At 56.7% G+C, this 21,345-nt stretch carries 25 protein-coding genes; 11 read left to right on the plus strand and 14 right to left on the minus strand.

Annotation, left to right across the window (positions count from 1 at the left end; all coding sequences use genetic code 11):
• The 7 genes from VH413_05650 to VH413_05680 form a co-directional block, all read left to right on the plus strand.
• The coding region (locus tag VH413_05650) for a hypothetical protein (GenBank protein HEX3798168.1) at window positions 1–275 on the plus strand (275 nt) is incomplete at its 5' end.
• Window positions 196–1,197 carry a sugar-binding protein gene (locus tag VH413_05655; GenBank protein HEX3798169.1) on the plus strand — a complete coding sequence of 334 codons (1,002 nt, stop codon included), beginning with the start codon at window positions 196–198 and terminating at the stop codon, window positions 1,195–1,197. The genes VH413_05650 and VH413_05655, both read left to right, overlap by 80 nt.
• Before the next feature lie 137 nt (window positions 1,198–1,334).
• Window positions 1,335–2,279, plus strand: a complete 945-nt coding sequence (locus tag VH413_05660) for an ABC transporter permease (GenBank protein HEX3798170.1) — start codon at window positions 1,335–1,337, stop codon at window positions 2,277–2,279.
• Between the two features lie 321 nt (window positions 2,280–2,600).
• Window positions 2,601–4,025 (plus strand): HEAT repeat domain-containing protein, encoded by a 1,425-nt coding sequence (locus VH413_05665; protein HEX3798171.1) that lies wholly within the window; start codon window positions 2,601–2,603, stop codon window positions 4,023–4,025.
• Window positions 4,025–5,173 (plus strand): response regulator, encoded by a 1,149-nt coding sequence (locus tag VH413_05670; GenBank protein ID HEX3798172.1) that lies wholly within the window; start codon window positions 4,025–4,027, stop codon window positions 5,171–5,173. The genes VH413_05665 and VH413_05670 overlap by 1 nt, the downstream gene beginning before the upstream one ends.
• A gap of 7 nt (window positions 5,174–5,180) precedes the next feature.
• On the plus strand, window positions 5,181–5,537 hold the full coding sequence (locus VH413_05675) for a hypothetical protein (GenBank protein HEX3798173.1): 357 nt from the start codon (window positions 5,181–5,183) through the stop codon (window positions 5,535–5,537).
• Window positions 5,538–5,555: 18 nt separating this feature from the next.
• Window positions 5,556–6,251, plus strand: a complete 696-nt coding sequence (locus VH413_05680; GenBank protein ID HEX3798174.1) for a hypothetical protein — start codon at window positions 5,556–5,558, stop codon at window positions 6,249–6,251.
• A gap of 264 nt (window positions 6,252–6,515) precedes the next feature.
• Here VH413_05680 and VH413_05685 read toward each other — a convergent pair whose 3' ends face one another.
• The 7 genes from VH413_05685 to VH413_05715 all read right to left on the minus strand — a co-directional run bounded on the left by VH413_05685 (window position 6,516) and on the right by VH413_05715 (window position 11,185).
• Entirely contained in the window at window positions 6,516–7,151 is a 636-nt protein-coding gene (locus tag VH413_05685; protein HEX3798175.1) for an urease accessory UreF family protein, read from the minus strand.
• Between the two features lie 243 nt (window positions 7,152–7,394).
• A complete protein-coding gene (locus VH413_05690) occupies window positions 7,395–8,093 on the minus strand; it encodes a DUF1361 domain-containing protein (GenBank protein HEX3798176.1) in 699 nt (232 codons plus the stop codon).
• A 41-nt stretch (window positions 8,094–8,134) separates the two neighbouring features.
• Window positions 8,135–8,860, minus strand: coding sequence for a ferritin-like domain-containing protein (locus VH413_05695; GenBank protein ID HEX3798177.1), 726 nt, complete (start codon window positions 8,858–8,860; stop codon window positions 8,135–8,137).
• A complete protein-coding gene (gene ispH / locus VH413_05700) occupies window positions 8,857–9,735 on the minus strand; it encodes a 4-hydroxy-3-methylbut-2-enyl diphosphate reductase (protein HEX3798178.1) in 879 nt (292 codons plus the stop codon). The genes VH413_05695 and ispH overlap by 4 nt, the downstream gene beginning before the upstream one ends.
• Window positions 9,736–9,791: 56 nt before the next feature.
• Window positions 9,792–10,103, minus strand: a complete 312-nt coding sequence (locus tag VH413_05705) for a transcriptional regulator (protein ID HEX3798179.1) — start codon at window positions 10,101–10,103, stop codon at window positions 9,792–9,794.
• Window positions 10,100–10,732 carry a hypothetical protein gene (locus tag VH413_05710; protein ID HEX3798180.1) on the minus strand — a complete coding sequence of 211 codons (633 nt, stop codon included), beginning with the start codon at window positions 10,730–10,732 and terminating at the stop codon, window positions 10,100–10,102. Before VH413_05710 ends, VH413_05705 begins: the two co-directional genes overlap by 4 nt.
• A 63-nt stretch (window positions 10,733–10,795) precedes the next feature.
• Window positions 10,796–11,185: a hypothetical protein gene (locus VH413_05715; GenBank protein ID HEX3798181.1), complete on the minus strand. Its 390-nt coding sequence runs from the start codon at window positions 11,183–11,185 to the stop codon at window positions 10,796–10,798.
• Here VH413_05715 and VH413_05720 point away from each other — a divergent pair.
• Window positions 11,172–11,432 carry a hypothetical protein gene (locus VH413_05720; GenBank protein HEX3798182.1) on the plus strand — a complete coding sequence of 87 codons (261 nt, stop codon included), beginning with the start codon at window positions 11,172–11,174 and terminating at the stop codon, window positions 11,430–11,432. The two genes, VH413_05715 and VH413_05720, sit on opposite strands and share 14 nt — an antisense overlap.
• Window positions 11,425–11,970, plus strand: coding sequence for a GNAT family N-acetyltransferase (locus tag VH413_05725; protein HEX3798183.1), 546 nt, complete (start codon window positions 11,425–11,427; stop codon window positions 11,968–11,970). The genes VH413_05720 and VH413_05725 overlap by 8 nt, the downstream gene beginning before the upstream one ends.
• Here the strand turns inward: VH413_05725 and VH413_05730 are convergent.
• Window positions 11,967–12,386, minus strand: a complete 420-nt coding sequence (locus VH413_05730) for a hypothetical protein (GenBank protein ID HEX3798184.1) — start codon at window positions 12,384–12,386, stop codon at window positions 11,967–11,969. The genes VH413_05725 and VH413_05730 overlap by 4 nt on opposite strands.
• Window positions 12,387–12,480: 94 nt before the next feature.
• Here VH413_05730 and VH413_05735 point away from each other — a divergent pair, with 94 nt between their 5' ends.
• Together VH413_05735 and VH413_05740 are read left to right on the plus strand one after the other, a co-directional pair.
• Window positions 12,481–13,011 carry a hypothetical protein gene (locus VH413_05735; GenBank protein HEX3798185.1) on the plus strand — a complete coding sequence of 177 codons (531 nt, stop codon included), beginning with the start codon at window positions 12,481–12,483 and terminating at the stop codon, window positions 13,009–13,011.
• 4 nt (window positions 13,012–13,015) lie between these two features.
• Entirely contained in the window at window positions 13,016–14,302 is a 1,287-nt protein-coding gene (locus tag VH413_05740; GenBank protein ID HEX3798186.1) for an AMP-binding protein, read from the plus strand.
• A gap of 83 nt (window positions 14,303–14,385) precedes the next feature.
• On the opposite strand, the gene VH413_05745 is transcribed toward VH413_05740, so the two are convergent.
• The 6 genes from VH413_05745 to VH413_05770 all read right to left on the minus strand — a co-directional run bounded on the left by VH413_05745 (window position 14,386) and on the right by VH413_05770 (window position 21,205).
• Window positions 14,386–15,690: a glycosyltransferase gene (locus VH413_05745; GenBank protein ID HEX3798187.1), complete on the minus strand. Its 1,305-nt coding sequence runs from the start codon at window positions 15,688–15,690 to the stop codon at window positions 14,386–14,388.
• Between the two features lie 67 nt (window positions 15,691–15,757).
• On the minus strand, window positions 15,758–17,038 hold the full coding sequence (locus tag VH413_05750) for an NAD(P)/FAD-dependent oxidoreductase (protein HEX3798188.1): 1,281 nt from the start codon (window positions 17,036–17,038) through the stop codon (window positions 15,758–15,760).
• Complete coding sequence (locus tag VH413_05755) at window positions 17,039–17,617, minus strand: hypothetical protein (protein ID HEX3798189.1); 579 nt, start codon at window positions 17,615–17,617, stop codon at window positions 17,039–17,041.
• A complete protein-coding gene (locus VH413_05760; protein HEX3798190.1) occupies window positions 17,610–18,956 on the minus strand; it encodes a coproporphyrinogen-III oxidase family protein in 1,347 nt (448 codons plus the stop codon). Before VH413_05760 ends, VH413_05755 begins: the two co-directional genes overlap by 8 nt.
• Before the next feature lie 9 nt (window positions 18,957–18,965).
• Complete coding sequence (locus VH413_05765; GenBank protein ID HEX3798191.1) at window positions 18,966–20,069, minus strand: PQQ-binding-like beta-propeller repeat protein; 1,104 nt, start codon at window positions 20,067–20,069, stop codon at window positions 18,966–18,968.
• A gap of 215 nt (window positions 20,070–20,284) precedes the next feature.
• Window positions 20,285–21,205 (minus strand): prepilin-type N-terminal cleavage/methylation domain-containing protein, encoded by a 921-nt coding sequence (locus VH413_05770; protein HEX3798192.1) that lies wholly within the window; start codon window positions 21,203–21,205, stop codon window positions 20,285–20,287.
• Window positions 21,206–21,345: the final 140 nt, after the last annotated feature.

Below are 21,345 nucleotides of genomic sequence, written 5' to 3' on the forward strand. Positions count from 1 at the left end.
TAATAGACCGCCGCTACAGGTGGAAATATTTCACGCTTCAGGAACTTTCCGCTTTTTTCCAATTGGTGTTTGTTCCATGTTCAATCCGTGGCTATGAATTTTTTCGCCGCGTCTCGGCGTCTTCCGCCAGGAATTGCGTTGGAATGAAGTTTACTACGGCGCCAAGTTCTGAAAATAATTCACGAACCAAAAATCATGAAAACAAAATCTCTCAAGTTCGCATTTGCATCGCTGTGCCTCGCCGTGTTGCTGCCGGGGTGCGGGCAAAAGAATGATCAGGCCTCGGTGCCGTCCAGCAGCGCTGCTCCGGCGGCGGGGAAAAAATTGAAGCTCGCCTTTGTATCGAACAGTGCCGCGGAGTTCTGGACGATTGCCCGAAGCGGTTGCAACGATGCGGCGGCTGAATTGGGAAATGTGGAGGTGGATTTTCGCATTCCTTCCGCGGCGACGGCGGCGGAGCAACAGCAGATCCTGGACGATTTGCTGGCGCGCGGTGAAGATGGAATTGCGTTGAGCCCGGTGGACCCGAAAAACCAGACCGAGTTGCTGAACAAGGTGGCGAGCCAGGCGTTGCTCGTGACGGCGGACAGCGACGCGCCCGACAGCAAGCGCGTGTGCTACATCGGCACGGACAACACCGCCGCCGGCACGGAAGCGGGCAAGTTGATCAAAGAAGCATTGCCGCAGGGTGGAAAAATAATGTTGTTCGTCGGCACGCTCGACGCCCAAAACGCGAAGGACCGTTCGCAGGGAATTCGCGATGCGCTGGCCGGTTCGGGTATCACGATTATTGATGTGCGCACCGACGATGCCGATACCGTGCGCGCGCAAAAGAATGCCGAGGACACGCTGGTGAAATATCCCGACGTGGCCTGCCTGGTGGGATTGTGGAGTTACAATGGCCCGGCGATTTTGAACGCGGTCAAAGGCGCGGGAAAAAGCGGCCAGGTAAAAATCGTGTGCTTCGATTCGGACGCGCAAACGCTCGCGGGCGTCGCGGCGGGAGATATATATGGAACCGTCGTGCAACAGCCGTACGAATTCGGCAAGCAAGCCATTACGCGCATGGCGAAAAGTCTGCGCGGAGATAAAGACGCCTTCCCGGCGGGTGGAAAATTAATCATCCCCACGATCAGCATCAAGAAAGACAATGTCGCCGACTTTCAGGCGAAGATGCAGAAGCTGTTGGGGAAGTGAGCGAGTTTAAACCGCGGAGGCGCGGAGACGCGGAGTTCGGAAAAAGAGAGCGCGGGATTTTTCCGAATAAGTTTTTCTTGTTTCCTCCGCGCCTCGCGCCTCCGTGGTTAAATACTGATTTGAAAATCGAGAAGTGAATGAAAAAAGAGCTGGGTATTTTTATTTTGCTGGTGGTGTTGTGCGGCGTGACGGCCGGGATGAATCCGCGATTTTTGTCGGCGGCGAATTTGTCCAACATGGCGAACATCATCGGCATGTTCGGCATTTTCAGCATCGGCACGGGCCTGGTGATCATTACCGGCGGGATTGATCTTTCAGTCGGCTCGATGGTGGCGTTGCTGGGCGTGTTGCTCTCGATGGCGTTGGTGGAATGGCATTGGGCGTGGCCGGTCGCAGCGGGGTTTGTTATTTTGGTGGCAATCATCCTCGGAAGCCTGCACGGATTTTTGATCACGCGGTTCAACATGCAGCCGTTCATCGTGACCTTGTGCGGGTTGCTCATCTATCGCGGTGCAGCACGGTTTATCGCGCATGATTCGACGAAAGGTTTTGACGGGACAGGTTTTGAAACTTTGCACGACCTTGCGCATGGAAAATTATTTGGCGTGCCCGCGCCGTTCATTATGCTGCTGGCTGTCGCGGTCATCATGTGGCTGGTGCTGCATCGTTCCGTGTATGGGCGTTATCTGATGGCGGTCGGCGGCAATGAAGTCGCGGCGCGGTTCTCGGGCATCAACACGCGCTGGGTCATCGCGAGCAGTTATATCATCGCGGGATTGCTGACGGGCGTATCGAGCGTGCTCTTCGCGTTTTATTCGATGTCCGTAGCGCCGTCGAACGCGGGAAATTTTTATGAACTTTACGGCATCGCGGCGGCGGTGCTCGGCGGGTGCAGCTTGCTCGGCGGTGAAGGCTCGATCATCGGCATCGTCATCGGCACGGCGCTGCTGCAAGTGCTACAAAACCTGGTGAACCTGCTGGGCATTGATAGCTCGCTCAACTTCGCGGTGATGGGTGCGGTGGTGTTGCTCGGCGTATTGACGGATCAGGTGGTCAAGGCGCGGGCCGCGCGGCGGGGGTAGGAAAAGTTTTCAATTCAGGTTTCAAGTTTTCAGTCCGGAGGCGGAGTTTGGAAAGCGCGTGGATCTTTTTCCGAACTAAAAATTTCAAACTGAACACTTGGAACTTTCCCTGGGCACATGAGTTGCTTTGTAGGAGTCGTTCGCGATAGGGCGATTTTAAGGCGACTGGATGGTCACGAAGTTGAGCGGGGCGCGAACTAAAGCCTTAATTGGCAGATATTTATTTAAAACTTGAGCGGATTTTCGTTCGCAGGGCGTTTCGTGCCTTGGGTGAATCCGAGTCAGGAAACTGTCAACTTATGTGGCATTGAAGCGCGAAACATGTTGTGGTGGAAATTACATCGGCTGAAGTCCAAGGACGCGAAAACACGCCGGCGCACCATTGAAGAAATGGTCGCAAGCGAGGATTCTTCAGTCGTTGAACCCATTCTCGAAGCGTTGCAGGATGAGGAGCCGGAGGTGCGCATCGCCGCCGCGAAGGGTCTCGGAACTCTCTCCGACGAACGCGCGGTCAAGCCGCTCATCGCTTCTTTGCGCGATCGCAATCCCGAGGTTCGCGCGGCGGCCATCACGTCGCTTCGGCAACTCGGCGATCCACGCGCGATCAACGGCATCGTTTCCACGTTGGAAGATGGCGACCACAGTGTGCGCTGGCAGGCGGCGGGCGCGTTGAACACTTTGGGTTGGCGTCCCGGCAATAACACCGAAATCATGTTGCGCTCGGTGGCGATGGGCCAGCATGAGAATGCGGCCACCGCCGGTCCGGCTGCGGTGGAAATTTTGGCGAAGGCTTTGCAGGACCCGACCTCTCCGCGACGCCACGCCGCGGCCTCCGCTCTCGGCAAGACCGGCGATCCGCGCGCGGTGAAGCATTTGGAAATTGCCTTGCGTGACGAAGACAGTCATGTGCGCGTGGCGGCGGTCGAGGCACTTTCGCAACTGGGCAATCTTCAATCCGGTTCGGCGCTGCTCACGCTGCTGCGCGACCGCAATCATCTCGTGCGTTCGGCGGCCGTCGAAGCGCTTGGCCGCATGGGCGATGCGCGCGTCGTCGAAGCCATCGCCGACGGTTTGTTGCACGACGAATCGTGGGACGTCCGTAAACTTTCCGTTGAAACGCTGGGCCGAATTCGCGACGAGCGCGCCACACAGTTGTTATGGAAAGCGCTCAAGGATGCCGACCATGACGTGCGGCAAACAGCGGCGCATTCGCTGGGGCAAATTCCCGATTCGCGCAGCATCGGGCCGCTCGTGCTCGCATTGAAGGATGAAAACAGCGCCGTGCGGCAGGCGGCGAAGGGCGCGCTGCGGCAGATTGACCGGCAATGGGAAATTTCCCCAGGCGCGCAAAGCGTGATGGCTGAACTCGAGGCCGCCGTCAACGACAAGGAATATTGGGTGGCGCAATCCGCCGCCGACACGCTCGCGAAAATCAACGACGTGCGCCAGAAATTGCTGGATGCCGACGCCGTGATTGACCCGATGAAACAACGGCTCGCCCAGGGCGCGGCGATTCTTGCGGACACGTTGAATGATTTTGATCGCGATCTTCGCCAGGCGTCGGCGGAGGCGCTGGGACGGCTCAATGATTTTGCCGCCATCCCGCCGCTGGTGGCCGCGCTGGAAGATTCCGACATGTGGGTCGGTCGCGCAGCGGCGTTTGCGCTGAATCATTTGAACTGGGTTCCCGCGCCTGAAGATGTGCAACGCATCGAACGATTAAAATCCCTCATGCTTCGCCACTGATGTCCCTCTCACCCGCCAACGTAAAAAAAGTTTTGTTCGTGGACGACAATCTCCAGTTCCTGGAGATGATCGAGCGGCTCATGGGCAACTGGAGCCAGGGCGAATGGCAAATTTTTCTCGCGCAAAATGCCGGCAAGGCGCTGATCATTTTACAGGAGCAGGCGATTGACCTGGCCGTGATTGATGTGCAAATGCCCGTGGTGGACGGCATTCAATTTCTCGCGCTCATCAATCGCAAATATCCCGCGGTGCAGAAAGTCACCTTGAGCGCGTACGCCGATGATGCCTCGCGCGCTGCTTGCCTGGCCCATGGCGCGGAATTGTTTCTGGAAAAACCGCGCGATCCGTCCGACTTGGAAATTATTTTCGCGACGTTGCGCGAACTGGCGCGGCACAAGCCGACCATCAGTGGTTTTCGCGGCGTGTTGCGGCAAGTCAGCTTGCAGGACGTGATCCAGATGGAATGTTTGAATCGCAATTCCTCCATCTTGCAGGTCAACGCCGGGCAATGGCAGGGCGAAATTTTCATCAAGGACGGCTCGATCATCCACGCGCACGCGGGCGACCGGAATGGCGAAGCGGGCTTGAACAAAATCCTTGGGCTCAAGGGCGGCGAGTTCAATCTGCGTCCCTTCACCGAGCCGCCGATCCAGACGATTGATGGCTCATGGGAATTTCTTTTGATGGAAGCTGCCCGCGCGCGCGACGAGGAAAGCGAAAACGAAATTCCCGAGGCGCCGCCGAGCGTGGCCGACCTTCCGCCCGCGCCGGCCATCATGCCCAAGCCCGCGCCGCCGCTGCGTCCGCCGGTCAACGTCGTTGCACCCGCGAAACCGATTGTGCCGTCCGCGCCCGTGGTTTCATTGCCCGCGCCGGCGGAGAATCGTCCCGCCCGCATTGACGAGATGGTGGTTTGTTCGGCCCGCGGCGAAGTGCTTTACGAATGGCAATGCGCGAATGCCGGCGACCGCGTGAGTTTTCTCGAATTTCTTTCGCGTAAATCGCTGCAACTCGGAGAGGGCCTGGGCCTCGGCGTATTCGACCGGCTCGAAATCGAAGGCGATAGCTCGCGCGTCGTAGCGCAACTTAAAAAAGATCGCGGCGTCTTCGTGCGTGCCACGAAAACCGCGCCGCGCAGCATCGAATAATTTTTCCATGCAAGAACAAGTTCACAACTGGCTCAGCGAAAAAACGAAGATCTCCGGCGTGCTCGCCTGCGGCATCCGCGCGCCCGACCGCAAAACCTTCACGCGCAGCCTGACGCCGCAGTTCACGCAAATGGCGCTCGAAAATGCCTGCCGCTGCCTGAGCGATACCTTTCAAGTGCTGGGCTCAAATCGTTTTCCCGTCCGCCTCGTGCGCTGGGTTTATGAGAATTATTTTTTCTACGGTTTCATGCGGCCCGATGGCCATTGCTTCGCGCTGCTGACGCGCCGCAACGCCGCCCAACCCGCGCTGCAACAACACGATCTTGAAACCATCGTCAGTGAATTCCACGCGCTCGAAACCTGACGGACGAATCCATTTGCTATGAACGAAACCCAACCTTCGGTGACGCCGCTGTCCTCGCTGGAAATTTCCGGCGCGATTTGCGCGCGGGTGATCCATGACCTGACGAACCTGCTCGCGGGCATCCTCGGCAATGCCGAATACGCGCAGAGCGCGGACGCGAACCCGGCCAATTTGCAGAAGGCGCTTCAGGCGATCACGGTGTCGGCGAATTCCGCCGGGAAACTGCTCGGCCAATGTTTGCCGTTGCAGCATATCATTTCGCGCTCGGCGTTTCCGTATCCCGTGACGGAACTGGCGGCGGACCTTGCCGAGGCGGCCTGCCTCGCGCCCGGCTGGCACGTCAATGCGCCGCCGCCGCTCGCGGGTGATGTTTCAGTTCAACCGCGCTGGCTCACCGCCGCCATCTGGCAACTCGCGCGCGAGGCGGAAGTCACTTCGGGCGAAATTGATTTCATCTGCGGACCGGCGGTTTTTCCCGTCGTGTGGTCGGGCGCTGGCGCTAGCGGGCAGCCTAAACAACTTTTTCAGATCACCTTGAGTTACCGCTCGGACCATCAGCTTCTGCAAAACAACGTGCCGGTGAGTCCGGAAAAATTTGCGCTCCTCGCGGCGCAGGAAATCATCCGCCGTTCCAAAGGCCAGATCCACTCGCGCCCCAAACCTCCCGGACGCCAGGAAATTTCGATTCTGATTCCAGTGGCGCAAGGTTTTTGAGAGCGCGAAAGAGCGCCCGCCAAGTCCCACAGAGCCAACAAATATTTTACAGCCCGGCAGGGCGGAGTTGCCGCTCCGCCGTCCGAAGTCCCGCAGGGACGGCAGATATTAGCCCAGCAATTTATTGCTGGGTTTTAAGTTATCTCCAATCAAGTCCCGTAAGGGACGAAAGAAATTCCCGTAATCATTCCGGCTCACGCACTAAAATATTCGTTCGCTTCTTTCGTTCCTGCGGGACTTCGGCCACGCGACGGAAAGAATGGATTAAGCGAGGAGGGAGTCCGCGAATAAGGATTCAATAGTCGCGGGAATGGTGGCGGAAAAACCGTTGAGAATTTGATTCGATTCCGTTTGTGAAAGTGCGAGCGTGCGCGCGGCGGAATCAATGAAGCCGCGGGTGATTTGATTGGCGTAAGCGCAGAGTCCCTGGCGCAACGGCAGGGAAAAAACGGAAAGCGTCAAACCATAGACGAGTGTGTGCCAGCCATTGGCTTCGCCTTGCTCGACGGCGGCGAGGTAACGCTGCACGAGGCGATGGTCACGCAACGGACGAAGCCGCAGCAACTGATTTTGCCCGGCGCGCCGACTCGCGTGCGAGAAATTTTGGAGGAGCGATTCGCCGGCGATCTGGCGGTCGTAGGCGATCAGTTCGCGGAGTTCGTTGCGCGCGGCGTGGTTAAAGGCGCGTTGAATCGCGGGAAGTTCGAGCGGCCGCAAAATTTTCGCATGATAATTTTGCAGGAAGGATTGCAGGTCCGCCGCGGCGTGGAGTTGAGAAAGTGAGGCGAGCGCGTCCGTGAGCGAAGCCAGGCCATCCGTCGAGCCAAGCTGCTCGATCAGCGGCGCGAGGTCACCGAGTAATTCCGCCGTTGCCGGCGCGATTTGAGTTTGATGCGACATGTTTTACGGCTAAATCTTTTCCCGCATTTATCACCCTTTAACGCTGCCCCGCTTCATGCCGGAATGCCAGCAGTAAAAATGCCAACGGAGGGATTAATAGCTTGCTTTTAATGGATTTTTGCGGCTATTCTGCGGTGCATCCTCTCGCCGAATTTCTCCAATGCAGATCGGTGATTTTATCCTGTGAAGATTTTCGGCCGCTCACTTTTTGACGTGGCTGACTTCGGCGTTCCGCTCAATAAATTACGGCTCGATTTTTTGCGAACGCAACACCGGCAAATGCGTCAGCGCGTAGAGCATCAGATAGCCGAGCAGCACGAAGGTGGCAAAAAGCGCGGGGAATAGAACGAAGGCGGGATTGGCGCGCGGGTGCGCGGCGAGGCGGCCGATGGAATAGCAAAGGCCAATCGGGTGCACGACGACATCCCAACTGTTCCAGCGGAGGACGCGCCCCAGGTAAATTCCAAAACCGCTGGCAGCCGCCGTGGCGACGATGAAGAGCCAGCTTGCCGCGCGGCCGAGACGTTCGGCCACGATGGATTGCATGAGATAAAGCGAAATGAAACCGACCAAAAATCCGGTGAACGCAAACAACAGCACGAGGCACAAGTCCGCCCAGAACGCGCCGCCAAAACGTGATCGGACGTGAATCAGATCTGTGAAGATATACGGTGCATTCGGAAAAAAGAGCAGCCACAACGACGCGAAACTAAAAAATTTCCACGAGCGCCAGCCGCCGCGCTGATGATGCCGGTGTGCGACGCTCGCGAACAATAACGGCAGCCAGGCGAGGAACAAATTCCAAGGCAGATACAAATAATCCCAATCATGAGACCAACGGATCCGGCACGCGGTGAGCGCCGCGCCGGCAAAGGAAACTAGCAGCAGCGCCATCAATGGCACCGCCGGGATGGGTGATGAAAGTGACCTCCGATCATTCATAAAATCAAACTAACAGAGAAGAAAAATTTCGCACGTATTTTTTAGATCGCGGGGCGGGCGAACACGGGCGTTGGCGCATAGCTGAAAATAGCGGCGGAAACTTCGTCGAAGATCAAGCCGCAGTCCCACCAGAATTTCGCGGATGAAACGCCCGCCGCGCGGAGGAGTCCGCGATGGTCCCACATGACGACGAGACAGGACGCGCGAAAAAGCATTCGCCAAATCGCGCGGTGCAGCACGCGCGAGAGAATGGACATTTCAGCCAAGGCGCGGTGCAGGAATTCGACGTGGAAGGCCACGTGCCCTTCTTCATCATGCATGATCTGGGCGCATACGGCGCGGATGACGGCGTCGGTCGCGCCATCATGGGCGGCGCGGAAAAATCGTTTCGCGATCATCTCGGGCATGAGGAGCACGAGCAATTCCTGGTTCAAGCCGAACAGTCGGCGCAGCAAAATAAAACAGGCGTCGCTCCAATGATGCGTCAGCAGACGCGCGCCGAGGCGGCGAAGAATTTCCGCCATGAGCCGCGCGTGCTCTTGTTCCTCCTTGATGAATAAATCAATGCTCGCGATGTAAACGGGGTCGTTGGTGGTGGCGGCTTGTTTGCGCAGGTGGCGGCCTTCGCCCGATTCACCGACCTGAAAGCGCTGAAGCGAATGGATAAGTGGCGCGCGGGCGGCGGGCTCGACGTTGACGCCGCGTTCCCACGGAATGTCGAGGCGATGCTCGCGATTGTGTTCAAAATATTTCAGCCACTTTTTCATAAGATGGTTTCAAGTTGTGGTGGATTTTTCGTGAGGACTTGGGCAGAGAAATTTTTCAGCCACTGTTCGACTTCATCCACGGTCGCATCCGGTGTGGAAGTGCCCGCGGTGAGGCCGGCAAGCTGCGCATCCGTGAACCATTCCGCACGGAGATCGTGCGCGTTTTTCACATGGTGGACACGCAAGCAATAACGGCGGCAAGTAGCGACAAGTTCGCGGGTGTTATTGCTTTGCGCGCCGCCGATGACGATGACGACCTCGCATCGGCGCGCGAGTTCGACGGCGGCGTTTTGGCGTTGCTTGGTGGGGCGGCAAACAGTGTCAATGAACCGCACTTCGGAATCAGGAAAACGCTCGCGAATTTGCGCGACAAGTTTCTCGACTTTGTTCTGCGGTTGGGTGGTTTGCGCGGCGACGCCGAGGCGCGGATGCTCACCAAGTTTTGCGAGATCGTTTTCGTCGAGAATTACATCGAAGTTATCCAGATCACCGGTGAGACCGCGCACTTCGACGTGGTCGCGCTGGCCAATGATCACCGGGTGGAAGCCGCTGGCCGCGAGTTGCAGGATGGCATCGTGGGCGAATCGGACGAGCGGGCAAGTGGCTTCGAGCACGTTCAAACCGCGGCGATGCAATCGTTCAACCGCGCGTTGCGAGGCTCCGTGAGCGGTGATGAGAACATTTGCGGTCGCGATGTCCTCGTCGAACGATTGGAGACGAACACCTTGCGCGCGCAAATCGGCGAGGACGGTTTCATTGTGGACGAGATCACCGAGAATGGTCAGCGGCGCGGCGGCGTTTTCGCGCAGGGCAAGCGCAATGGCATCGCGCACCCCAAAACACATTCCGAGATGTTCAGCTTTAATAACTCGCATACATTATACTTTGTATCACAAAGTAACAGACCAGCCGGTTTGATTTTCGTTCAAAATCATTTCGAGGGCTTGTTTTGCTTGACGATTTTTTCGAGGAGATTGATGTAGGCGGTGAAGGCTTTGTGGCCTTCGGAAGTGAGCGAGCAGGTGGTGAGCGGGCGCTTATTTTGATACGACTTTGCCACGGAGATATAACCGGCTTCCTGCAAGGTGCGGATGTGCGTGGTGAGGTTGCCGTCGGTCATGGAGAGCGTGTCACGCAACTCGGTGAAGGACAGTTCCGGTGACGCGGCAAGCAGCGACATGATGCCGAGGCGGCCTTGCTCGTGGATGATCCGATCAAGATTGAGAAACGGTTCGAGATTCACGCTGCGCTCTTCCGCGGTTCGGTGAAGTATAAATAAATACCGCAGGCAAGATGGGTTGCGCCGAAAATAACGCCCATGAAAAAATGAGATGAAATATTAGTCCCACTTGATTGAGTAATGAGAAAATGAATGAACAAAAGCAAGCCTTCGCCGAGAAAACCCCAGCCCAGCAAACGAATTCCACGCGGCATAAAGAACCCCGCCGAATGCAGGGCGAGTCCGTAGAGGACGGTCCAAATCAGGACGACCGGTTCCGCAATTTCTTCCGAATCCGAAGTTGAGGCAGTGGCCAAGGTGGTTAATCCCACGATCAACCCAACGAGTAACGCGGGTGCCATGGCTTGCGCCACACGCCGCGTGGGCGGCGACCAAAATTTTTCGCCGTGCCGCGATGCCTGGCGTCGCACAAGCAAGAGAGAGCCGGCCAGCGCAAACACACCGACGAGCATCCAATAAAGAGAGAAATAACTGAGATTCTCGAGTTTGAGCAAGCGGCCCACAACGGCGGCAATAATGCCGACGCCGCCGACGAAGGTGGAAATTGGAGCGAGCGCGCGGCGATAAAGCGCCGAGCGTTCCATGAGGGTGCGAATTGTTTCGAGGTTTTGGGCAGCCCAATTTGTTTCCATGAGGACACTTTGTAAGACAAAGTAGTTTTGTCAAGGCAGGACTTTGGATGCGGGTTTTCAGTTTCAAGTGCCAAGTTTCAGTGAGGAATGGCGGAGATAACACGAAAGCTGATTTTTGGGGTTAATGAGAAGTGATGGGTGAGCGGGTGGGCATTGAACTTTCACGTTTTTCGATTGCGGTTGACGGGAGCTTGCATCTGGGCGAGTTTGGCGGCGAAAGGAACGTGACCCATGAATGGAATCTTTTTGCTGCCAATCTTTTTCGGGGTTGTATTTTTTGCGCTGTTCGCCGGCATATTCGTATTCATTGTTTACAGCACAGCGAAAACACGCGCGTTCAAGCGTCTTCATGAATTGCGGCGCGCGGAATATTTGACGGCGTTTGATCCGAATGATCCCGAGAACTTGCATCATCCGGGCAACGCAATGAACCACGGTCATGGCCAGCATCATCCTGGCCTGGTGGTGGTTGATGTTTCCGCACCGGATTTATCTTCGCCACCGCATCAATCGCATCAGCCGCATCACCATCATCATTCGCCCGATTTTTCGCACTCGCATCATCCACATCATCACCAAGACATGCCGCCCGCCGCGCCGCCGCCAAGTTTTGATGGCGGAGGGCATCATCACGGCGGGGACATGGGTGGCGGGCATCATCATTGATTGCGCGAAAGCGGTTCATGAAAATTGTGGCTAGCGGAAATTCCATGTGCTTGCGAGTGGCGCGGGCGGAAGACGTGCCCGCGCTGGAAGAATTGATTCCGATTTCCGTGCGGGCATTGCAAGCGGCGTATTATTCAAAGGAGCAGATGGACGCGGCCATCGGGCCGATCTTCGGCGTGGATCAGCAACTCATCGCGGACGGAACTTATTTTATCGTCGAGGACGCGGGGGAAGTCATCGGTTGCGGTGGTTGGAGCAAGCGCAAATCTCTTTGCGGAAGCGGACCCGCTGGTGAAAGTACGGCGACGGAATTGAGTTCCGTTCACGACGCGGCGCGGGTACGCGCGTTTTTTGTGCACCCAAATTGGGCGCGACGCGGCGTGGGAAGCTTGATTATGAAAGCGTGTGAAAGCGCAATCAGGGCGGCGGGTTTTCGGCGGGTGGAAATTTTAGCGACGCTGGCGGGCGAGCCATTGTATGCGTCGTTCGGTTACGTCGTGGCGGACCGGTATGAGCTTAAATTATCCAATGGGCTTGCCCTGCCGGTCGTAAGCATGGCGAAGAAATTTTAATATCCCGAGGGCGCGGGAAATTGCTGCCAATCCTTGGCCACGCCATTGACGAACACCACTTGTGCGCGCACGTAAGTGATCGGGGTATAGGAGTCATACATGCGAAAGCGTCCCCAGGAACGCGTGTCCTGAATATAGCTGCCTTGATAAATCCAAGTGACAGATTCGCCGGCAGAATTGCCACCGGAAAGAACCTGGCTGGGTTTGCCCCATGCGATCATCACGCCGTCCATGCTCATTCCGACCTTGACCTGACCGGCATCAACCGCGGCGCGCATCTCGGGAGTGAGAGCATCGTAAGCGGCAGGACGGGCTTGTTTGCGCGCGGCGATGGTATTTTGCGTGGCGCAACCGGCGGCAAACAAGGACGCGACCGCGAGCAGCACGGAAATTTTCAAGTGAAGAAAGCGTTGCATAAAAGCGTCAATCAATAATCACGTTGGACACGCTTTGAGCTTAGTCCGATAAACCCTTGCTGTAAAGTGAGGCAAACGCTAGAGTCGAAAATATATGAAATGGCTAGTTTACGCACTGATGACGGTTGTCGCCTGGGGGTTGTATGGCATTTTTCTTCATAGCGGCCAGGTGGGAATGGCAGATAAAAACAACGCGCTTTATAAATCATTTTTGTTCGTCGGGCTGGCGTATTTTTTGACGGCGGTGCTCGCGCCGCTGGCGATGTTGAAGGCCAATGGTGCGACGTGGGTTTTCCCAATGCAAGGGATGAAGTGGTCGCTCTTGGCGGGAATCGTCGGCGCGGTGGGGGCATTTTGCGTGCTGCTGGCGTTTGCGAACGGCGGCAAACCGGGCGTGGTGATGTCCATCGTGTTCGGCGGCGCGCCCATTATTAATGCGATCGTGGCAATCGGGATGAATCCGCCGGAAGATGGCTGGGGCGCGATTCCGTTTCAATTTTACGTCGGTATCTTGCTGGTGGCAGTGGGCGCGGTGATGGTGACTTATTACAAACCCGCGATGGCGCGCCATGCGCCGGTTCCGGTTGCGGCGCAAAGCCCGATAACTCCGGCGAAAGCCGATTGACCGCGTGGCCGGCGGTCTTCATCCCGCGCGTGCGGAAATCCGGGCCGGCCAGCTTGAGGAACTTCGCTCGCTCGTGGCGGAATTATTTCCGGGCAATTCCTTTTACGCGAAAAAATTAAATGCGGTGGGCGTGACCTTCGACGTCGCATCGCTGGAAGATTTTTCCCAGCGCTTTCCCTTCACCACCAAGTCCGAACTCGTCGAAGATCAACTCGCCCATCCGCCGTATGGCACGGGGTTGACTTATCCGCTGAGCCATTACACACGATTTCACCAGACGAGCGGCACGATGGGCACGCCGTTGCGCTGGCTGGACACGGCGGATAGCTGGGAGTGGATGCTTGAGAGTTGGGGAGAAGTTTTTCGCGCGGCGGGAGTGACGGCGAGCGACCGGATTTATTTTGCGTTCACGTTCGGGCCGTTCATTGGGTTTTGGATGGCGTTCGAGGCGGGCTCGCGGCTGGGGGCGTTATGTTTGCCGGGCGGGGGATTGAGCAGTGCGGCGCGGCTGCGAATGATCGTGGACAATCAGGCGACGGTTTTGTGCTGCACGCCGACTTATGCGATCCGCCTGGCGGAAGTCGCGGCGGAAGAAAAAATTGACCTGAGCCGCAGCAAAGTCAAAACGATCATCGTCGCGGGCGAGCCGGGCGGAAGCCTGCCTTCGGTGCGGGGACGAATGGAAAAATTGTGGAACGGCGCGCGGGTGTTCGATCATCACGGGATGACGGAGGTTGGGCCGGTGACGTTTGAATGCCCGCAGCGACCGGGAGTTTTGCACGTCATCGAGAAAGCGTATTACGCGGAGATCATCGAGCCGGGCACGGGAAAAGCGGCGGCGCCGGGCACGGCGGGGGAATTGGTTTTGACGACGTTGGGACGGACGGGCTCGCCGCTGCTGCGGTATCGAACGGGCGATTTGGTAAAGGCGGATGCGCAGCCTTGTGTATGCGGACGAAATGATCTGGCGTTGGTCGGCGGGATTTTGGGCCGCACGGATGACATGGTGGTGGTGCGGGGGGTGAATGTGTATCCGAGCGCGATGGAGGAGATCATTCGCGCGACGGATGGCGTGCTGGAATATCGCGTGCATGTGAGCACGGTGCAGGCATTGACGGAATTAAGTTTGGAAATCGAGCCGCGGCTGGATTGCGCGGACACGGCGGATTTGAAGCAGCGATTGGAAAAATATTTTCAGACCAATCTTGCGTTGCGGATTCCGGTGAGGACGGTGGCGAGCGGGTCATTGCCGCGATTTGAAATGAAGGCGCGGCGGTGGGTGCGGGACTGATGGAAGTGCGGAATGCGGAGTGCGGAGGGTGGAATTGATGAGGCAGCGGCGGGGGTTTTGAGCGTAGGAGATGGGGTTACGGGTTAATAGGTTAAGGCTCCTCGCGTGGTTGTGACTTCTTCATAGGCGCGCAGGACTTCGGCGGCCATGAATTCTGAATTGAATTTTTCAAGCACGGCTTTGCGGCCGGTCGCGCCGAGTTCGCGGGCGCGCGTGGAATCAAGGAGCAGCGGTTCGAGGGCATCAGCCAGGGCGCAGGGATCGCCGGGTTCGCACAAAACACCGCCACCAGTGGCTTCGATGAGTTCGGGAAATGCGGCGTGGCGCGGTTGCACGATGGGCACGCCGCTCGCCAGCGCTTCGATGACGTAAAGGCCGAAGGCTTCACCATAAAGCGCGGGCACGGAAAAAACCGATAGTGAACGGAAGAACGCGAGCTTCTCTTCGCGACTGACGTTGGGGGAAAATTCGACGTCGTCCAAAAAAACTTTTGCGCGGAGACGATCGCGCAGGGAATTGACGAAGGGTTGATCCGCCGGGCCGCAACCGCCGCCGATTTTCAATTTGAGATTGGGGATGCGATGGCGCTCTTTCAAAATGATGAAGGCTTCGACGAGTGTATCCAAACCTTTCTCGCGGCACATGCGCGCGAAAAAACCGAGCGTGGGATTCGCGGGCGCGGGCGCGGCTTCGTAGCCGCTGAGATTGATGCCATCGTGAATGACGCGCACGCGGCTCGCGGGCAGGCGGAGGCGCTCGCTCATGCGGTCGCCGAAATAACGCGAGGGCGGGATGAACAGGTCAATGTCTTTGCAACGCCCGGCGAGGGTTTGCCAGGTGAGCGCGCGATGAGAATCGGGAAGCGCGTCGAGAAAATAATCTTCGCCCTGCAACACACACGCGATGGGCGCGCCGAGTTCGGATTTGAGGCGGCGAGCCATGCCGGCTAGCAGGGCGTTGGAGAGGCAAATGATGTCGGGCCGGGGTTGCGTTTTGAGAAAGGCGATGAGTTGTTCGAGCTCGCGCGCTTGATGGCCTTGCTCGCCGCGAATCATGGAGAGTGTGAGGTCGCCGAGATCGGTAGCGCGGGTTTTGGCGGCGCGACCAGCGGCAAATTTCAGCAATGCGGGCGAATTAAAAAGGTTGTGAAGCCACGCGGGCGCGTTGCGAAAGAGCGCGGATTTTTGTTCGAGATAAACGGTGATGCCGTTGAAAAAAATGGGCAGGCCGCGCGTTTCATCGGCTTCATCGAGCGTGAGCGGGAGATAGAGGGGAATCATCGTCACGTCGTGGCCGCGGCGGCGGAGCGAGTGGACGAGGGCGTTATCGCGGAAACAATTTCCGCAATACATGGCCCCGGCGCCGGGAGTGATCTGGACGATGTTCATTATGCGCGCGTCCGGCGGTCATAGACCGCCGCTACAGTTTATGAAGTCATCGGCCTGTGCCCGTCAATTAAGCTTTCGCCAGTTCTTCGGAATGCGTCAGCGGCTGGCCAACGGGGAGATCGTCGGGGAGCGGGACGAATTCGGAAACCCATTTCCACAGTTGGCTGAAATCCTTGTTCACGTCGCCGGAGAGGCAATCGGTGATTTCGCCGGCGGCGTCGGGATATTTTTTGATGACTCTGCCGAAGGAAAAATCGGGATTATAAAATGCGTAAACCAATTTGCGCATGTTTTCGACACCCTGACGTAAAGTCGCCGCGTAATTGGAAAAGATTTCCGGCGAAAAATCCTGCGTGACGAATGCCTGATGAACGGCATCCGCCGCCATGACACCGCTCTTGAGCGCGAGCATGACGCCGGACGAAAACACGGGATCGAGAAACGCAAAAGCGTCGCCGACGAGGAGCAAGCCTTCCGTGGCGCAATGTTTGGCGTGGTACGAATATTCGCTGGTGAGATAATAATTTCCGGTGGATAGGCCGTGCGAGAGATGTTCCTTGATCCAAAGATTTTCCTCGATCTCGCGTTTGAAAATTTCCTCGGGCGCTTTCACGCCGCCGCGCGTCAGATATTTTCCTTCCGCCACGACGCCGACGCTGATCATGTCGTTGTGCTGCGGAATATACCAGAACCAGCCTTTTTCAGGAACGTAGGCCACAGTCGTCGCGCCTTCGTCAACGCCGGCATCGCGTTTCGCGCCTTTATAGTAAGTCCACACCGCGATCTTGTTGAGGTAAGGATCGGGGACGCGCCAACCGTTGCGCACGGTGGAAAAAGCTTCTTTGCCCGAACAATCGAGCGTGATGGTAGCATGATAATCCTTCGTCTCGCCGTCTTTGCTGACGGTGCGAACGCCAATGACGCGCTCGCCATCGCGCAGCAATTCCTTCACGGTGATTTCCTCTTTGACCTCAGTGCCCTTGGCGCGCGTATTGTCGAGCAGCATCTGGTCGAACTCGGAGCGTAGCACCTGCCAGGTTTGCGCGATGCTTTCGCGGTCGTAACGGTTGAAAAAATAAAATGGCAAACTCGCGCGACCCGAGGGTGAGACGAATTGGACGCTGTATTTTTTAACGAACGCAGATTTTTTCATGCGGCCGATGAGGCCAAGGCGTTCCAGCGGCTGGTAAGTGAAAGGCAGCAGCGATTCGCCGATGTGATAGCGCGGAAATTTTTCGCGTTCCAGCAGGAGCACGCGATGGCCTTGTTCAGAAAGCAACGCGGAAGCGGAAGAACCGGCGGGACCACCGCCGATCACGATGACGTCGTAGCTATTTTTAGGTTTCATTTATTTTTCAAGATGAGTGGGGAGAATTTCGACGATTTCCGCGAGTGATTGTTGCTCAGGATTATAAAGCGTGTTGCGGCGGCCAAAGAGCACCTGAGCGCCAGTGAGTTCGAGAACCTGGTTGATCAATTTGTCCGAGGCGAGACGCAGGTAGGCGCGCGGGCGGCTGGTGTGGGGAATTTTATATTTGTGCAGGATGTGGCCGAGCGGCAGGCGCTCGGTGAGAATTTGTTCGCGAGCCTCGGGCGTGAAGCGGTCGAGATTGATTTTGATGGCGCCAAATTCAACGGGCTGATTCTTGCGGTCGAGGCGGAGGACGACTTCACGGAAATAGGCGTCGTCCTTGCGGCGGCGGCCGAGCACTTGGAGATGAATGGCCGAGCGATGAAATTTTTCGAGCGTCGGCGTCATATCGTGCTGATGAACCAGCAGGGAGCGATACGGCTCGGGCATGGCGTGGCCGTCAATCTCGGTGAGCGGCGGAAGCGTCTGCCCGGCGGCGGCATAAAATTCATCGAGCGGATGGACGACAGAACCGGAGCGCGGCTCCGGCACGACGGTGAAAATTTTTTCAGGCATAGCGGACATTTTTGTGCTGGGGCAGGAAAAATTCGTGGAGCAAGCGGTCCACCTGGAGCAGGCCTTCGCGATTCAGGCGGATGGCATCGCCGTCAATGGTGAGGAAGCCCCAGTCTTTCAAAGTTTGGAGCGGCACGGCGAAGCGTTCGGCGGGATCGGGTCCGAATTTCTTTTTGAAATAATCGCGGCTAAGGTGGCCGAGCTTGAGTTGGAGGACAAATTCACGGATGAGACGCTCATCATCGTTCGGCGTGAGCGCGCGGTGAATGGGCAATTCGCCGGCCTGAACGCGCGCGACGTAGGGATCGAAGTCGTGATGGTTCTGATAATGCGTGCCGTTGATGTGGCCGAACGACGCGACGCCGAGCGAGAGCAGATCCGCGCCCGCCCACAGACGATCGCGATAAATAAATTTGGTGCGCTGGGGATTTTTGACGGCGGTGTAGGCGCTGGTGATCGTGTAGCCGACTTTTTCGAGTTCGTTGAAGGCGTAGTTGACCCAACCGCGCTTCGTTTCCCAATCCGCCACGGGCGCGACGAGTTTGCCCTCGGCTTTCATCTGTTTATAGATGGTGGTGTTGTAAGGAATTTCCATTTCGTAAATCGTGACGCTGTCCGGCGACATGGCGATAGTTTTGCGGATGCAATCCTGCCAGTTGGCTTCAGTCTCCTCGACCATGCCGGCGATGAGATCAATATTGATTTGCGGAAAATCCAGTTCGCGCGCGTAACCGTAAGCACGGGCGATTTCCTTGCTGTGATGCGCGCGGCCATTGATTTCGAGAATATGATCGTCGAAATTTTCCACGCCCAAACTGAGGCGCGTGACGCCGAGTTCGCGAATGGCTTTCAACTTATGATCGGTCAGCGTGCCGGGTTCGGCTTCAAAGGCGACTTCTTCAATATCATCCCATGGCAGGAGCGCTTTCATGCCGCCAAAAAGATGTTTGAGCTGGTCAACCGAAAGATACGAAGGCGTGCCGCCGCCAAAATAAACGAAGTTCGGTTTGCGGCCGCGAATGGCGGGCTTGTTGGCGTAGATGGCGAGTTCCTTCAGCGTGGCGTCAATGTAAGCCTTGATCGCGGCGGAATCTTTATCGGTGTAAACGCGAAAGTAACAGAAGTGACAACGCTTGCGGCAAAAAGGAATGTGCAGATAGATACCGAGCGGGTTGCCGGGACGCGACGGGCGTTCCAGCGCGGCATAGAGATCGCCAACATCTTCCTGTTTCCAGAACGAAAACGGTGGGTAATTGGAGACGAAATAATTGCCGACGGTGGTTTGTTTTTCCAGCGGCGGAGCGGTGACGGGCGGCGGTGTGGGAGTGGTGGTGCTCATGGTAAAATATCAGTTGGACGACACGGGAGTTGATTTCGATTCACTGGCGGCGCCGAAAGCGTAGATGTTGCCGTCATCAGAGCCGATGATGAGTTTGCCGTCAGCGATGGCGGGCGAACTGCCGACGGCCTGGCCGATTTCGTAAGACCAAAGTTCTTTGCCATCGGCGATTGACACGATGTAGAGGCGGCCATCGTCGGAACCGACGGTGACTTTATCGCCGCAGACGACGGGTGAACTGTCCACTTTGCCGCGCGTGGCGAAGGACCAGATATTCGAGCCGTTGGCGCGGTTCACGCAGTGCAGTTGTTTGTCGCGTCCGCCAAAAAATACGCGTTCACCCGTCACTGCGGGCGAGGAAAAATAGGGAAAATCGCGGTCGTGAAAGGCCCAGATTTTTTTCCCAGTGGCGAGGTCAATACATTGGAACTCGTTTTCGTAATGGCCGAAGTAAGCGCGGTCATCCACCAGCGCGAGCGAGCCGGCCACGTAAGCGCCGGCTTCGATTTGCTTGAGTTCCGTGCCGTTCGTCAAGCTGATGACGTGCAACATGGCGTCACACCCGCCGAACGCGGTGATGCCCGCGGCAACGGCGGGGGAGCCATTGATGTAATTGCCGCTTTCGTAAGTCCACACGGGTTTGCCGGTCGCGCGATTGACGCAGTGCAACTTGAAATCGTAACTGCCGACGAGGACGCAATTCGTTCCGTTAGACGTAACGTAATTGGGCGCGCCGAGGATTTTATCGCCGGTCTCGTATTTCCACGCGAGCGCGCCGGTCTTGGCGTCGAGGGCGTAAAGCATGTCATCGGCGGAACCGGCGAAGACTTTGCCTTCGAGCACGAGCGGGGAGGAATCAACCGGACCGCGTGTGGTGTAGGCCCAGGATTTGTGGCCGTCGGCGAGATTGAGGCAGTAGATATTGCTGTCGCCCGAGCCGATGAAAACCTGGTGATTGACGATGGCGGCGGAGGAACGAACGGGCCCAGCGGTTTTGAAAGTCCAGAGCAGTTGCGGATGATCAGGCAGCGAGCCGGGAGCGACGCCGTTAAGAGCGGGACCGCCACGGAACATCGGCCAGTCCCCGGCAGCCTGGGCGGCCAGAGCAGTCAAAATCAGAAGCCCGGCAACTGGATAAACCACATTCACACAACGGCTTGATTGAACGCGGAGTGAATATGGCGGAGAAAAAGGCGGTTGGCAACAGGATAATACTTATACGTATTATTGAGGGTATTTAAATAACTGTGGGAAGGTAAGTCAGGGCGGAAAACGAAACGGACGGCTGTTTGGCCGTCCGCGTGTAAAAGGAGTTGGAGAATTTGAGACTACGGATTGATGTCGCGATTCGGATTCCACCAGATGTCGGGGTTAAGCAGTTCATTTCGACTATCTGGGGTGGGATGGCTGTTATAGACGTAATCATATCTGAAATGAGCTGAATGGCCGTCAAGAAAAGCGATATTTCCGCCAATCGAATGACGTTGGGAAAAGTAAGTCCAACGCACGGAGGGCATCAACCCATTTGCATCCGCATTGCCGCCGTTAGCGGTAGTATAAGCTTCGGTTTCTGGATTGGTCGCCTGTTCGGTTATCATGACCTGAGCTGAGGGGAAACGAATGTCTCCCATTTTTGGCATTGCCGGATAAGTAAAGTCATTGCCAATGACACCGTTTTTAATGCCGCTTTTGAGTTTGAGATCCAGATCAAACGCATAAGAGAAAAATCCGAATGAGGCCCCGGTAGGAAGCCAGTTGGCGGCGTTCTTGGGAGCGGTAGCGGTAGGGCAGAGCCAGATCTTTCCAATTCCATTACCGGGGTAAGGATACTTCAGTGCAGGGTTGGCGCCGGGTTGTTGATTATAAGCCTGCAATGTCTTATCTGCGACGTTCGGGGGCAACACGTTATACCAGGCATAGGGATCAAAAGGGGTGCCGGCATTGAAGGTTGCGCTTTGGCCCAAGGCCCCGGCAGAGCTGGTGTAGCAGGAATAACTGCCCGAGAGATCGGTTCCGTCCCGGGGCATGCTATCGCCGCTATCACTGGCATAGACCTGTTCCGCGATTCCCCATTGGTGGAGATTATTAAGGCAAGAAATGCCCTGGGCCTTCGCCTTGGCTTTTGCAAGAGCGGGCAAAAGCAAACCGGCAAGAATGGCGATGATGGCGATGACGACGAGGAGTTCGATCAACGTGAATCCACTCGGATTTTTTTTGGCGGAACTCGAAATGGATTTGGATGACTTCATGGTTTGCTTTTGGATTTTCAACTCGCCGACCGGGTTAGGCCTGAATGGAAGTTGATAGTAATTCGTAAGACGATTAACGCAAGAAATATCTTGTATTTCTCGTGTAAAAAAACGGTGAAATTGTGGTGTCGTTTGCATGT

Source organism: Verrucomicrobiia bacterium (genome assembly GCA_036268055.1).
GTDB lineage: Bacteria > Verrucomicrobiota > Verrucomicrobiia > Limisphaerales > Pedosphaeraceae > DATAUW01.